The sequence below is a fragment of the Nonlabens ulvanivorans genome (genome assembly GCF_000732625.1).
GTDB classification, from domain to species: Bacteria; Bacteroidota; Bacteroidia; order Flavobacteriales; family Flavobacteriaceae; genus Nonlabens; species Nonlabens ulvanivorans.
Map to the genome: position 1 here is coordinate 1037834 of NZ_JPJI01000032.1, position 14435 is coordinate 1052268.

The 14435-nt window shown below is 35.9% G+C and carries 12 protein-coding genes; 4 read left to right on the plus strand and 8 right to left on the minus strand.

Annotation, left to right across the window (positions count from 1 at the left end):
* Positions 1-17: 17 nt before the first annotated feature.
* Positions 18-737, minus strand: coding sequence for a DUF547 domain-containing protein (locus tag IL45_RS11800; protein ID WP_036584183.1), 720 nt, complete (start codon positions 735-737; stop codon positions 18-20).
* Between the two features lie 217 nt (positions 738-954).
* Here IL45_RS11800 and IL45_RS11805 point away from each other — a divergent pair, with 217 nt between their 5' ends.
* Positions 955-2253 carry an NAD(P)/FAD-dependent oxidoreductase gene (locus tag IL45_RS11805; protein WP_036584186.1) on the plus strand — a complete coding sequence of 433 codons (1299 nt, stop codon included), beginning with the start codon at positions 955-957 and terminating at the stop codon, positions 2251-2253.
* 62 nt (positions 2254-2315) lie between these two features.
* Positions 2316-3953 carry a 4Fe-4S binding protein gene (locus tag IL45_RS11810; RefSeq protein ID WP_036584188.1) on the plus strand — a complete coding sequence of 546 codons (1638 nt, stop codon included), beginning with the start codon at positions 2316-2318 and terminating at the stop codon, positions 3951-3953.
* A gap of 41 nt (positions 3954-3994) precedes the next feature.
* Here the strand turns inward: IL45_RS11810 and IL45_RS11815 are convergent, their stop codons facing one another.
* Together IL45_RS11815 and rpe are read right to left on the minus strand one after the other, a co-directional pair.
* Entirely contained in the window at positions 3995-4963 is a 969-nt protein-coding gene (locus tag IL45_RS11815) for a YpdA family putative bacillithiol disulfide reductase (protein WP_036584190.1), read from the minus strand.
* A 35-nt stretch (positions 4964-4998) separates the two neighbouring features.
* Entirely contained in the window at positions 4999-5664 is a 666-nt protein-coding gene (gene rpe / locus IL45_RS11820) for a ribulose-phosphate 3-epimerase (protein ID WP_036584192.1), read from the minus strand.
* A gap of 328 nt (positions 5665-5992) precedes the next feature.
* Between rpe and IL45_RS11825 the strand changes: the two genes are divergently transcribed.
* Both IL45_RS11825 and IL45_RS11830 read left to right on the plus strand, forming a co-directional pair.
* Positions 5993-6619 (plus strand): hypothetical protein, encoded by a 627-nt coding sequence (locus tag IL45_RS11825; RefSeq protein WP_036584195.1) that lies wholly within the window; start codon positions 5993-5995, stop codon positions 6617-6619.
* Positions 6613-6885 (plus strand): hypothetical protein, encoded by a 273-nt coding sequence (locus tag IL45_RS11830; protein ID WP_036584198.1) that lies wholly within the window; start codon positions 6613-6615, stop codon positions 6883-6885. Before IL45_RS11825 ends, IL45_RS11830 begins: the two co-directional genes overlap by 7 nt.
* 89 nt (positions 6886-6974) lie before the next feature.
* On the opposite strand, the gene IL45_RS11835 is transcribed toward IL45_RS11830, so the two are convergent.
* From IL45_RS11835 to tamL, 5 genes are all read right to left on the minus strand, one after another.
* Positions 6975-9206: a polyribonucleotide nucleotidyltransferase gene (locus tag IL45_RS11835; RefSeq protein ID WP_036584201.1), complete on the minus strand. Its 2232-nt coding sequence runs from the start codon at positions 9204-9206 to the stop codon at positions 6975-6977.
* 175 nt (positions 9207-9381) lie between these two features.
* A complete protein-coding gene (rpsO, locus tag IL45_RS11840) occupies positions 9382-9651 on the minus strand; it encodes a 30S ribosomal protein S15 (protein ID WP_036584203.1) in 270 nt (89 codons plus the stop codon).
* Between the two features lie 183 nt (positions 9652-9834).
* A complete protein-coding gene (gene accD / locus IL45_RS11845; protein ID WP_006796041.1) occupies positions 9835-10695 on the minus strand; it encodes an acetyl-CoA carboxylase, carboxyltransferase subunit beta in 861 nt (286 codons plus the stop codon).
* 57 nt (positions 10696-10752) lie between these two features.
* Complete coding sequence (gene fbaA, locus IL45_RS11850) at positions 10753-11820, minus strand: class II fructose-bisphosphate aldolase (protein ID WP_036584206.1); 1068 nt, start codon at positions 11818-11820, stop codon at positions 10753-10755.
* Positions 11821-11879: 59 nt separating this feature from the next.
* Positions 11880-14432 carry a translocation and assembly module lipoprotein TamL gene (gene tamL, locus IL45_RS11855; protein ID WP_036584208.1) on the minus strand — a complete coding sequence of 851 codons (2553 nt, stop codon included), beginning with the start codon at positions 14430-14432 and terminating at the stop codon, positions 11880-11882.
* Positions 14433-14435: the final 3 nt, after the last annotated feature.

Genomic DNA, 14435 nt, shown 5'->3' on the forward strand with positions numbered 1-14435 from the left:
AGCTGTAAATATAGAGCCTAACTTTGATTCAAGCTCCAGTCGTATTTCTTAAATTCTAGACTAAAGCCCGCTGGAATCGTTTTATCCGTATACTTATTGATAAAATTTAAGACTGTCTTATACTTCTTAAAATCGGACTGATACCAGTCAAATATTTTAGAAACAGACGCTGTTTTCTCATGCATGTCAATGGTTATGAACTTAGAGTTATTGAGTGTTGTTTTAGTTATTTTGTCTAGTCTAGACTCGATATTCTGACCGTTAAAAATAGTATCTTTAAGTGGTGGGCAAGAAATAGCACCACACACTAAAGCAAAATGTAATCTTGCATCTGGAAATTTTTTAAAAAGCCAATTTTTTTCCAAATCATTGAGCGTTAAAGACTTTCCAGCTATCTGATGTTTAATTTTATCAAAAAAGCCATTGATATCCATAACTGATGATGTAGGGTAGTTTTCTACAATAGAAATAATGACAGTCATGTTATAAGCATTAATTAAAAAGGCTTTAAGTTCTTGTGGGCTTAGCTCATCGAGCTTAGTTTTTGAGAGACTTTCTTTTAAAATATCAATAGTTTTCGTGTCCTCTTTAAGATTTTTATAATCTACTAGACCACCACGCACATATGAATTGAGAACATATTGAGAACGTTGCTGAAACACATCTAGTTGTGCACTCATCATTAATGATGTCAGTAAAATGAGAAATGTGATGTTTATGTGAACTCTTTTATGCATTATTGTTTAAATTGAGATTCTATTTATCAAATGTACATGTAGGCAAAAATCAATAATTGAGCCAACTAGTTAAAGTTACACTTTAAGAGGTTTATAATCCTAAAAAGTATGCAAAGACTCTTAAAAGGGAATTATGTACTACTATCTAGGGTAAATGCATAAAGCAACAACTGATAACAAATCTTTAATTTGTCGTCACCAACTAAAATCACCACTTATGGAACATATCGTCATTATAGGAAATGGTATCGCTGGAGTTACTGCAGCTAGACATATCCGTAAATTGTCTGATAAAAGAATAACAATCATCAGTGCCGAGTCTGAGTTTTTCTTTTCTCGTACAGCATTGATGTATGTCTACATGGGGCATATGAAATTTGAGCATACTCAACCTTATGAGAATGATTTTTGGGCAAAAAATCGTATCGAATTAGTGCATGACTATGTACACACGGTAGAAACAGATGCAAAAAAAGTTCATCTCAACTCTGGTAGAGATATTATGTATGATAAGCTTATTCTTGCCACAGGTTCTATTTCTAATAAATTTGGATGGCCAGGTCAGGACTTAGAAGGTGTGCAAGGGCTGGTGTCTAGACAAGATCTAGAACAACTAGAAATAAGTGCTCCTAACAATAAAGTATGTAAAAGAGCTGTGATTATAGGTGGTGGATTAATAGGAGTAGAGCTCGCAGAGATGATGGCATCTAGACAAATACCTGTCACTTTTTTAATAAGAGAAAAAGGCTTTTGGAGCGGTGTCTTACCTATGTCTAATGCCGAAATGATTTCGCGTCACGTAAGATCACACCACATTGATTTGAGAGAAGAAGAGGAAATGGCAGAGATCATAGCCGATGATGCTGGTAAAGTAAAGGCTGTTATTACTAAAAAAGGAGAAACTATTCCCTGCGGTTTCGTAGGACTGTGCGCTGGTGTAAGGCCACGTATAAGTTTCTTAGAAAACTCGGGTATTGAGTTGCAACGTGGTATCATGGTTGATCGTCATTTAGAAACTAGTGTAAAAGACGTTTATGCGATAGGTGATTGTGCGCAGCAAAGAGATCCAGTAGGTGAGCGTAAGCCTATTGAAGCTGTTTGGTATACTGGTAGAATGATGGGAGAAGCACTTGCACAAACCTTATGTGGTAACCCAACAGAATGGAATCCAGGACACTGGTTTAATAGTGCAAAGTTTTTTGATATTGAATATCAGACCTATGGTTGGGTATGGAGTAAGCCTAAAGAAGGACATGATCATTTTCACTGGCAGCATGCTGATAATAAAAGAGCAGTTACTATCGAATATGACCTCGGTACGAGAAAATTTATAGGTATTAACACCTTTGGTATACGTATGAAACACCAAGTTTTTGATCAATGGTTAACTGAATCTAAAACAGTAGATGAGGTAGTAGCAAATCTTAATAAAGCTTGTTTTAATCCAGAGTTTTTTAAGAGACCTTTCCAAGAAATAAAACAGGCTTTCTCATCTAGTCAACACGTTAAAGCCTAATTTAATTAATAATATCACAATCTTAAATTCATTTGTTTTTAAGTATTGAAAACTATATAACTATGAGTGTATATCAAAGAAATATGTCTTTAACTGGTGAGCCGCCTAAAGCATTAAATACTACAGAAAAGATAGCTAGTGCTATAGGTATGGTAGGTCTATTTATTCTAATACTTGCCTTCTTTAATGTTAACCTACCATGGAAAGGTGCCTGGTTAACTGCTGCGCTAGTACTTATCTCTGGTGGTATTATCGCTTTTGCCAGAGCTCAGTATGCTCATAAACAGGCTGGTATAAAAAATGATGGTGTGTGGTTTAAAGACTTGTCTAGTCGTGGTTTTTGGGGTTGGGTACTCGCTATCTTCCTCACCTCTTTTTATATCGTTTTATATTTCTTTCCTGCAACTCTAGGTCAAGGGACCGATGGAGCGGCAAATACTGGTCTTATAGGCTTATTTGATCCATTATCGTATTTGCTAAAAGGACAAGCAGCGAGTCAGTGGTTTGTTTATGGAACCTTGTATACGGTCGCTATTTTATCATTTGGTATCAAGTTTATTTTAAAATATCGTCATAATAGTTACGAGGTGATTCGTACTGGTAGTGTGATGTTTTTTCAAACCACATTTGCATTTCTAATTCCAGAGATTATGGCTGGATTAAATAGCACCAAAGATTTACCATACTACGATTTGAAAAATGTCTGGCCTCTTAATTATTATTTATTTGAACAGTGGAATGTAAATGCATTATTAGTAAATGGCAGTCTTGGGATGACGATGTTATTATTTGGTGTTGCTTCTATACTAGTAATAACTCCTATACTAACCTACAAATTTGGTAAAAGATGGTATTGTAGCTGGGTTTGTGGTTGTGGTGGTCTGGCAGAAACTGCCGGAGATTCTTTCCGTCAACTGTCTGATAAATCTACCAGTGCTTGGAAAATTGAACGTTGGTTAGTGCATAGCGTTTTAGTCTTTGCAGTGATCTCTACTGTTGGGATTGTTCACTCCTATTTGCCTAAAAACAATATCTATAAAATATGGGAAGATGGTACAGTCGTTAAACAATACGAGACCTTTTTTACTCAATCTAATTTTTTGATATTGGTAGGTGTAGGGCTTACTGTAATATTTGCTTTGATATGGATATTCAGAAGAAACGAGTTAAAACAAGATGCTCGTTATGGTGCTATAGGGTTTCTATTTACCATTCTAGCCTTTATAGGGATTCACTTTATGGCTGGGACAGAAAATCTGTTTTTCTTTAATCATGGAGCAGTAAAATCTGCATATGGATTTTTAATAGGTGCAGTGTTCTCAGGTGTTATAGGGACTGGTTTTTATCCTATTTTAGGTAATAGAGCTTGGTGTCGTTTCGGTTGTCCTATGGCGGCGATATTAGGGCTGCAACAGCGTTTGTTTTCTAAATTTAGAATTACTACTAATGGTGGTCAGTGTATCTCATGCGGTAACTGTTCTACTTATTGTGAAATGGGAATTGACGTGCGCAGTTATGCCCAAAAAGGTGAAAACATCGTTCGTGCTAGTTGTGTAGGATGTGGAATTTGTAGTGCCGTGTGTCCACGTGGTGTATTAAAACTAGAGAATGGGCCGTTAGAAGGTCGTATTAATAGTGAAGCAGTTCTTCTAGGGCAAGAGCCAGATTTGATGGAGTTATTAAGTAATAATAAGAAATAAGATTGACAGTTTTACGCTTTCGCGAAAGCGTAATAACCTAACTATCTTTCTGATACAATAGCTTTTATAATCATCGGTGCATGCACGCGACTGTTCTCTATAAACCATTTATGAGTCTCCAGTCCACCGCATATAACACCAGCTAGATAAATACCTTTTACATTAGTTTCCATAGTATGGGAATCATATACTGGAATTTTATGAGGTCCAGAAAGTTGTATGCCTATTGATTTTAAAAACTCAAAGTTAGGTTGATAACCGGTAAGGGCTAGTACTTGATCATTTGCAATAGTGTGAGTTTTACCATCTTTTGTAAACGTTACAGTGGTTTCATCAATACGTGTAAGTGTGGCATTAAAATGTGCTTTAATACTGCCTTCCTCAATACGGTTAATAATATCTGGGCGTACCCAATATTTAACTCGATCACCTATCTGTTCTCCACGTACAATCATGGTGACTTTTCCACCTTTTCTGTAAATTTCTAACGCCGCATCTACTGCACTATTACTAGCACCTATAACTACTGTTTCTAAAAACGCATATGCGTGTGGATCGTGGTAATAATGGTTTAATTTATCTAGATCTTCTCCTGGTATATTTAATTTTACCGGAATGTCATAGAACCCAGTGGCGATGATGATATGCTTACTAAAATATTCATCTTTTGAGGTTGTAATCGTAAACTCTACGTCTTTAGAAACAGCCATTACTTTTTCATAAAGGCGTATCTCTAGCTTTTTAGATGTTGCTATACGACGATAATATTCTAACGATTCTTGTTTACTAGGTTTAGACTCTTTAGATATAAATGGGACTTCATCAATTTCAAGCTTTTCACTAGTGGAGAAGAAATTCATGTTTACTGGATAATGATATAGCGAGTTTACCAGTGCACCTTTTTCTATAATAAGATAGCGTAAACCAGCTTTTTGTGCCTCTAGTCCACAGGCTAAACCTATAGGACCAGCACCTATAATTATAACATCATAAATGATTTTGCTATCCATTAATATATAAGTCGATGTTAGTCGATATCATTACTCTAGATGGCAGGATTAACCATGCTTTTAAGTCCAGCTATGGTAGCGACTTGATCACTTGATTTAAATACATAACTACCTGCTACTAGCACATCTGCACCAGCATCTACAAGTTGTTTTGCATTTTTATCCGTAACACCACCATCTATTTCTATAAGAGTATCGGCACCTTTTTCAGTAATCATGTTTTTAAGCTCCTTTACTTTATCATAAGTATTTTCAATAAAGCTTTGACCACCGAAACCTGGATTCACACTCATGATACATACCATGTCTATATCTTTGATAGTGTCTTTCAATAAACCCACAGAAGTATGAGGATTCAACGCTACACCAGCCTTCATTCCATGAGATTTAATCAATTGTAGTGTTCTATGTAAATGTGTACACGCTTCATAATGTACTGTAAGAATATCACAACCTAAATCTGCAAAGGTCTTTACATAACGATCAGGATCAACGATCATTAAATGACAATCTATAGTTTTGGTCGCGTGCTTTGCGATATCTCTTAAAACCGGCATCCCAAAAGAAATATTAGGAACAAAAACACCGTCCATAATATCAATGTGAAACCAGTCAGCCTCAGAACGATTGATCATTTCTACATCACGTTGTAGGTTAGCAAAATCTGCGGCAAGTACTGATGGTGCGATAAGTTTAGACATCTTGTGTGTTTTAAGGTTTTGCAAATTTAGGTTTTTGTGATGAGTTTTTCAGATTAATTGCTTGTTGAATAGTAAGCAAAATCAGGCTGATTATAAAGAAAGTTCAATACGTTTAATTGTAAGAATAAAGTATTTGAATCTTTATTAAATATAATATTTACAACGAGTTAAAAATATGCAAAAAGCCTATTAATGAGTTCTTAACAGCTTGACTACGAATGTTTTTTTTTTGATTTGTACAAGATTTGCAAATCTCAATGAAAATCCCCTAAAAACGAGGTAAGCCGAAAAACGTTAAGAGTAGGCGTTACATATTAAATTTATAAAAATGAAAAAGTATTTTAAATTTTTACCATTTCTATTTTTAGGATTTTGTTCAATATTAAATTCTTGCAGTAAGGAAGATGTAAATAATGAAAGAGTATCGCTTAATTCTGAATTAAAAATCACAACTGGAAATCTCACTTTCACCAATAATAATAGATTATATGTTTTTAATGAGAATTATTCAAATCCTAATTTTATCATTGAAGAGGGAACGGGAATATTTCTTTCCGAATCAATTGGCTTAATAAACGTGATTAATCAGCCGGATGGATCGATTTCTCTTTCTAGTGAAAACCTCCCGTATGATATTACTATTGAAGAAAATTCAAGTTTAGATTCTTTCAATGCAACATTTAATAACGTGACTAAAGAGCATTTCGTTTTCAATTCAGGTTATAGTAATATAAGTAATTACTTGGATGATATAAGAGCAATAGGTTCTTTTAATAGTGCTGGATCTTATCAAACTATGGCATGTCCTCCATGTGTTGTTCTGGTAGTGTATCTCGTTGTAGACTCTTTAGCTGATCATTGTGATAGTATAATTGTGACAGGAACTAATGCATGTAGAGGTGAGGATAAATGTTTTGATGTTGGTGTATGTTCGGTAGAATGTAAAAAATGTTAAAAGATTTAGCGATGGACAAAAAAACAAGAAATCAAGCGTTATTAACAATTACATTGCCTCTTTATATTTCCTTAATTATCTGGATTGTTTTAAGGTTTTCTTACGGTGATTCGATACCAATGTTTGTTGCAACGATAGGTGTTGGTATTTGTTATTATTTTTGGATGGTAAAGAAGTTCAAAAAGAAATTACAAAATCGTTTTCCTGAAACTAAAGATTATATAAAAGCGATAAAATATTATAGAAAATGGCATATTCTTTGTTAATATTACTATTTTTTAAAAAAAATGCCTCTTGAAATTTCAAGAGGCATTTTAAATTTATTTTTTTTCGCAAAAGCAAAACAAAAATCTAATTACTCAGATTTAGAGTCATTATCACGACGTGGTCTATCATCTCTACGACGGTCGTCACGTCTTCCTCCACGGCGATCGTTAGAACGACTGTCATCACGCTTGCGTGGTGGACGCTCTACCCAACCTTCTGGTTTTGGCATACATTCTTTACGAGATACTTTTTGCTTTTTAGTACGTGGATCTACACCCATGTATTTTACATCAAGAACATCTCCTACTTTAAGAACTGTAGATGGATCTTCAATACGCTTGTAATCAAATTCACTTACGTGAAGTAAAGTTTCTTTACCAGGACGTAATTCTACTACAGCACCAAAGTCTAGCATTTTCACAACTTTAACACTGTATACTTCACCAACTGTTGGCTCAAAAATAATATTTCTGATTTTTTCTAGAGCAGCGTCAATCTTAGCACGATCTGTACCAGCAATCTCGATAACACCCATATCACCATCTTCCTTGATGTTGATGACAGTTTCTGTTTCTTTTTGCATCTCTTGAATAACTTTTCCACCAGGTCCTATTACAGCACCGATGAATTTACCTTCGATCTCTAAAGATTCCATTTTAGGAGCATGTGGTTTCACATCTGCAGCAGGTGCAGGGATAGTGTCCGTTAGTTTTCCTAATATGTGCATACGACCATCTCTAGCCTGCATTAAAGCATTAGTAAGGATTTCATAAGAAAGACCTTTTACTTTAATATCCATTTGACAAGCTGTGATACCATCTTCAGTACCTGTAACTTTAAAGTCCATGTCTCCTAAGTGATCTTCATCACCTAAAATATCGGAAAGTACGGCATAGTTACTACCATCAGTAATCAATCCCATAGCGATTCCAGAAACTGGCTTTTTCATAGGTAAACCAGCATCCATAAGAGCCATTGTACCAGCACAAACTGTTGCCATAGAAGAGGAACCGTTAGATTCTAGTACTTCAGATACTACTCTTACTGTATAAGGAAGGTCTTCTGGTAACATTTTCTTTAACGCACGTTGTGCAAGGTTACCGTGACCTATCTCTCTTCTAGAAGTACCTCTTAATGGGCGAGCTTCTCCAGTTGAAAATGGTGGGAAGTTGTAGTGTAAGTAGAAGCGCTCTTCTCCTTCTTGTGACGCCATGTCTATAACATTTGCATCTCTAGAAGTTCCTAAAGTTACTGTAGCAAGCGCTTGAGTTTCTCCACGAGAGAAAATTGCACTACCGTGTGTAGATGGAAGGTAATCTACCTCACACCATATATCACGTATGTCTGTAGTCTTACGACCATCTAAACGTATACCTTCATTAAGTAGTACATCACGTACTGCCTTTTTGTGTGTTTTGTTGAAATATTTAGAGATTAGATCTCCATTTTCAGCTTGATCCTCTTCTGAGAAAGTTGCTTTGATTTCTTCTTTAATTTCAGAGAATGCTGCGCTACGTTCGTGCTTTGCACTTCCTTTTTTAGCAACATCGTACACTTTTTGGTAAGCTAATTCTGCAACCTTAGCCTCGATATCCGCATCTTCTTTTTCTCCTTCGTACTCACGTACTTCTTTTTTACCTACTTGCTCTGCAAGGGCAACTTGAGCAGCACATTGATCCTTGATAGCTTCGTGAGCGGCTTTAATGGCAGCGATCATTTCTTCTTCAGAGATCTCTTCCATTTCACCTTCTACCATCATTACAGAGTCTGCACTAGCACCTATCATCATCTCTAGGTCTGCAGCTTCTAATTCAGCATAACTAGGGTTGATTACAAATTCACCATCTACACGTGCAACGCGTACTTCAGAAATAGGACATTCAAATGGTAAATCAGATAATTGTATGGCAGCACTCGCCGCAAGACCAGCCATAGCGTCTGGCATTACTTCTGGGTCATGAGACATCAACTGAATCATTACCTGAACCTCTGCATGGTAATCTTTAGGAAATAATGGACGTAATACACGGTCCACTAGACGCATAGTAAGTACTTCTCCATCATTAGGACGTGCCTCACGCTTGAAGAATCCACCAGGATATTTACCGGCAGCGGCAAATTTCTCACGGTAATCTACAGTAAGTGGAAGAAAATCTAGTCCAGTAGATTTGTAGCTGGACACTACAGTTCCTAGAAGCATTGCTTTACCACATGTGATCACAACAGATCCATGTGCTTGTTTTGCAAGCGCTCCAGTTTCGATAGTGATATCTGGCCCATTAGCCATTTTAATCACTTGTTTAAAAACTTGTGGTTTCATAATTATAGTTAAACGTTAATCTCAAGTTGTGAGTAGAGAAGGCGTTTACTTTGTGAGAAACCAGCTTTTGTAATGTCGCGATGATTTGTTTTAATTCTGCTTTCGCGAAAGCGGAATAGAGATAAGCTCTCCTACTTATATAAAATAAAAAAGGGGACACAAGGTCCCCAATTCTTTACTTTCTAATACCTAAGTCCTTAATCAACTCACGATAAGCAACGATATCTTTCTTCATTTTGTAATCAAGAAGAGAACGTCTTTTACCTACCAGTTTCACTAGACTACGCTCTGTATTGTAGTCATGACGGTTGTTTTTAAGGTGTCCTGTTAAATAGTTAATACGGTAAGTGAATAATGCGATTTGCGCATCAGTGTTACCTGTGTCGTTTGCGTCTTTTCCGTACTTTGCGAAAATCTCTGCTTTTTTTTCTGGAGCTAAATACATGCCAAAATTATTTTATAATGAATATTATGTACGTCAGATGATCTGACTTCACGATAAGACTTGTTCTTAAAGTGGCTGCAAAGATACACTTTTAATTAAATCCAATTACTCTATAAATATCTTTAAATTAAAAACGCCTGTGATTTAAAATTACAGGCGTTTTATAAATTTAAATTTTCAGTGCTAAACGATTGGTACCTCTCTATTAAGTATCAAGTTCAAGTAAAGATTCACTTTCTCTTTCAACTCATGTCTAGGTACGATAAAGTCTAGGAACCCTTTTTCTAGTAAGAACTCTGCAGTTTGAAAACCTTCTGGTAATTCCTTACCGGTAGTGTCTCTTACTACACGTGGTCCTGCAAATGCGATTAGTGCACCAGGTTCTCCTATATTGATATCACCTAACATAGCAAATGATGCTGTGGTACCACCAGTAGTAGGGTCTGTACAAAGTGATACATAAGGTATTCCTGCATCTGCCAGTTGTGCGAGTTTGGAACTAGTTTTTGCTAATTGCATTAATGATAATGCGGCTTCCATCATACGAGCACCACCAGACTTTGATATGATCATAAATGGAATGTTGTTTTTTAAAGAATAGTCTGCTGCACGAGCGATTTTTTCTCCTACAACACTACCCATTGATCCACCTATGAATCCAAAATCCATACAGGCAACAACTAGGTCATGTCCACCAGATTTACCTACAGCAGTTCTTACTGCATCTTTTAATCCTGATTTTTTCTTTGCGTCTTCTAGACGATCCACATATTTTTTTGAGTCCTCAAATTTTAATGGGTCCTTTGAAGTCATTTTTGCATTAAGTTCTTTGAACTTATTATCGTCAAAAAGGATTTCAAAATATTCATTACTACCTATGCGCACGTGGTATCCATCTTCTGGACTTACGTAGTAATTATTCTTTAATTGCTCTGCGTCTACAATTTTACCAGTCGGTGATTTATACCACAGACCTTTAGGAGTATCTTTCTTTGCCTCAGTAGGCGTAGTGATTCCTTTTTTATCTCTTTTAAACCAAGCCATATCTTTTTCCATAAAAAAAGCATTTAAATCATTAATGATTTAAATGCTCGGGTTGTTCTATAATGTATTGATGTTGTTTAAGTCTTCAAAGGCAGCTTTTAAGCGTGCTTTAAAACTTTCTTCACCTACGCGTAACCATTTGCGTGGATCATAGTATTTTTTATTTGGAGCATCTGCTCCAGTCGGATTTCCTATTTGTGATAGTAAAAAATCATTGTTTGTATCCATATAACCTTTTACACCTGTAGCAAAAGCCCATTGTAAATCGGTATCGATGTTCATTTTTACAACACCATAACCTATTGCTTCTCTAATTTCTTCTAGTGTTGAACCTGATCCGCCATGAAATACAAAGTCGATATGATTGTGCTCAACGCCATACTTTTGGGTGATATATTCTTGTGAATTCTTTAAAATCTTAGGAGTTAATTTTACATTCCCAGGTTTATATACACCGTGTACGTTACCAAATGCTGCTGCGATGGTAAAACGGTCACTTACTTTTTTTAGCTCTTCATAAGCATATGCTACCTCTTCTGGTTGAGTGTATAATTTTGATTCATCAACATCACTATTGTCTACACCATCTTCCTCACCACCGGTAATACCTAACTCTATTTCTAGAGTCATGTCCATTTTAGACATGCGTTCTAGATATCTTTTACATATTTCGATATTCTCTTCAAGTGGTTCTTCACTAAGGTCAATCATGTGAGAAGAGTATAGTGATTTACCGCTTTCGCGAAAGCGAGTTTCACTAGCATCTAGTAATCCATCGATCCAAGGAAGTAATTTTTTTGCACAGTGGTCTGTGTGAAGTATTACAGTAGCTCCATATGCTTCTGCTAGTCTGTGAACATGTTCTGCTCCAGCGATTCCTCCAAGAATAGCAGCACGATGACCATCATTGTTAAGTCCTTTACCAGCGTTGAATACACTTCCTCCATTTGAGTACTGTATAATCACTGGTGAGTTCAACTCTGCAGCGGTTTCCATCACAGCGTTAACAGTATTTGATCCTACTACGTTAACGGCTGGTAGGGCATAACCATTTGCCTTTGCATGGTTGAATATTTCTTGAACTTGGTTACCTGTGGCAACACCTGGTTTGATATTATGACTCATGATATTTCTTAAAGTTGGATTACAAAAGTAAGGAAAATATAGGCTCGATAAACCTGATACTAGAATGGATAATTGATACCTACATTAAATACTGCTTTAGGTATTTTTATCTCTTTAAACCACCTGCGACCTTCTTCTAGTGCTGGGTTGAAAGTTTTAAAACCTGTATCTAATCTCAAAACAAAAAATCCAAAGTCATATCTAATACCGAATCCTGATCCTACGGATATAGTAGATAGGTCTGCAATTCCTTTAAACTGTGCGTCTGGGTTATCTTCATTATCTAACACGTTCCAGATATTTCCTGCGTCTACAAATAGGGCTCCTTTAAAGCTACCATTAATAGTAAAGCGATACTCACCGTTAAAAGCAAGTTTCATATTTGCTTCATTAAAGTCATTAATTCCACCAGTACTACCAGGTCCTAGTTCATATGCCTGCCATGCTCTGTTGTCGTTAGGGCCACCACCAAAGAAAGATCGAGTAAAAGGTATGTTGTCAGAATTGCCATATGGAATCGCTATTCCACCGAAGGCTCTTATAGCAAATACGTTATTACTAAAAAGCTGCCAGTGTTTTATATAGTCGATTTCTGTTTTTGCATATTGAGAGTATTCTACTCCAAATGCAGTTCTGTTTCCATCACTATTAGTAGGTTCTCCGACTAAAGAAGTGATTCCTGCTAATACGTTTCCTGCAGACTCTACTCTTATACTGAACAAGGAGTAGTCATCGTCATAGATTCCTTTTTGTGTGTTTCTAATCCAGTTATAACTAGTTGATACAATAAGGTTGTTTTGTGTTAATCGATCCCTGCGCTCTTCTATATTACGCACTGTTTCTCTTTGGTCACTAGTAGTAGCGATACTGCCATTCAAGACATCTCTAGTAAATAAGGATGTCCCTTGTGGAATACTTAAATCATTATCATCATTCAAGTATATAGGGTTGTTGATGTTCAAATCTTCAGCAACGGCATTGAGACTATTATAAGTACTGTTGTATACATTAAAGAAATCTCCAGGATCAAGATTGCGCACATATTGAGCGTTAATTAAATCAAATCTACTAGTGTTAGTAGGTTTGGGTTTCCATCGATAACTCAAAATACTATTAAAACTAGTCTTATCTAATCCTATATTGGTCTGGCTTACAAAACCTATAGATAGGTTAGTGCTAGGTGACATGTATTTAGGAATTAATTTTTCTGTTTTAATAGGAAAGAAGAGTCTAGGGAAGCTTAAACGTGCATCTGCTCCATATTCTTGTAAATCAAAAAATCGAGAATCACCTGAAGCACCATCTGCACTAGCGCCTATACTTCCTCTAAAATTGATGTCTAATAATTCACTGCCTTGGAAAAGGTTTCTAATGACTAATGAGCTGTTTAGTCCTATTCCTAAAGCTTGAATATTACTATGTGTAGTTTCTGCACTATTTTTTAAGAAGAATTTCTTTTTTGATGTTAGAAGAATGTTTGCGATTAAGCTAACGCCGGTAGAATCTGCTGGGTCCGGTTCTAATCTTATGGAAGGAGTATAAAAACTTTTTAATTCTGTAATTCTATTAAAAGTTCTGTCTCTGTCAATATCTCTATAGATATCACCTTCATGAAAGAAAATAGCGTCTGCAAGGACAAAATTGCGATACTTCTTTTCCCCATATCTTATAATGTTAATGTTTTTATATCTAGTAGTGTCTGGTATACTGCTGGCTAATGCTTCTTCATAATCTGGGTAGACATTGATTTTACTTATTTTATGAATAAGAAAAGGTTTTTTAATAATAGAATCACCATCCTTAATTTCTCTGTCATCTATAATTACAGCAATGTTTGCTTTATGCTTTGTGTTTACAGTGTCTCCTTCAAATTTGATGAATTCTTTTTCCATGTAAAAAATCCCGTTGTTGCGGAATAAGGTCATTAATCGATCTCGTTCTGCATTAAAATCTGGAGTGTAATATTGCTCGCCGGCAGTGATAAGTTGTCCTCCAGTATTTGCTTGATACAAAGAATCTACTAGTGGAGATGATATGCGAGTTTTAATACTATCAACCTTATAGGACTGGTGTTTTTTAATGGTGTAAACAACTTCAGCACGTTGTTTTTTATCACTATCAATTATTTCATGGGTTACCTCGGTATTGAACCATCCTTGATTCCAGTACCAGGCTCTAAGTCTTTCTTTAGATTTCGTGATGTCATCTAATTCCAGTATTGCTGGTTCTTCTCCGGTACGTTTTATCCAGCTATTAAAGTCCACTAAACTTTGACCTAACTGAATCGTTTGTTTTTCTGATAAGATTTTATTGCGGCGTTTGAGACCGTTTGGGTTTTCTTGCATCCATTTTAAATAGATAGAATCTCTGTGTGGTCTTGCTAAATTGTAAAAGTGAAGTCCAACAGGAACGGTAAGAATTCGGTTATTAGGCTGCTGGACCAGTAAAGTTTTAACTCTAGGGTCTTTAGGGGCAACACTATCAACAAGAATAGTATTGTCTACCAATAGTTTTTTACCTTCAGGCACACGTTTTATAGCATTACAAGAAGTTAGGACTATGATAACCGTGATAATTAAACCTATTTTTGCAAGTAGACTCGATTTCTTCATATG

Bases quoted from the DNA above. Each gene is read 5' to 3' on its own strand.
- IL45_RS11800 (WP_036584183.1), bottom strand. From the start codon at position 737: ATGCATAAAAGAGTTCACATAAACATCACATTTCTCATTTTACTGACA.
- IL45_RS11805 (WP_036584186.1), top strand. From the start codon at position 955: ATGGAACATATCGTCATTATAGGAAATGGTATCGCTGGAGTTACTGCA.
- IL45_RS11810 (WP_036584188.1), top strand. From the start codon at position 2,316: ATGAGTGTATATCAAAGAAATATGTCTTTAACTGGTGAGCCGCCTAAA.
- IL45_RS11815 (WP_036584190.1), bottom strand. From the start codon at position 4,963: ATGGATAGCAAAATCATTTATGATGTTATAATTATAGGTGCTGGTCCT.
- rpe (WP_036584192.1), bottom strand. From the start codon at position 5,664: ATGTCTAAACTTATCGCACCATCAGTACTTGCCGCAGATTTTGCTAAC.
- IL45_RS11825 (WP_036584195.1), top strand. From the start codon at position 5,993: ATGAAAAAGTATTTTAAATTTTTACCATTTCTATTTTTAGGATTTTGT.
- IL45_RS11830 (WP_036584198.1), top strand. From the start codon at position 6,613: ATGTTAAAAGATTTAGCGATGGACAAAAAAACAAGAAATCAAGCGTTA.
- IL45_RS11835 (WP_036584201.1), bottom strand. From the start codon at position 9,206: ATGAAACCACAAGTTTTTAAACAAGTGATTAAAATGGCTAATGGGCCA.
- rpsO (WP_036584203.1), bottom strand. From the start codon at position 9,651: ATGTATTTAGCTCCAGAAAAAAAAGCAGAGATTTTCGCAAAGTACGGA.
- accD (WP_006796041.1), bottom strand. From the start codon at position 10,695: ATGGCTTGGTTTAAAAGAGATAAAAAAGGAATCACTACGCCTACTGAG.
- fbaA (WP_036584206.1), bottom strand. From the start codon at position 11,820: ATGAGTCATAATATCAAACCAGGTGTTGCCACAGGTAACCAAGTTCAA.
- tamL (WP_036584208.1), bottom strand. From the start codon at position 14,432: ATGAAGAAATCGAGTCTACTTGCAAAAATAGGTTTAATTATCACGGTT.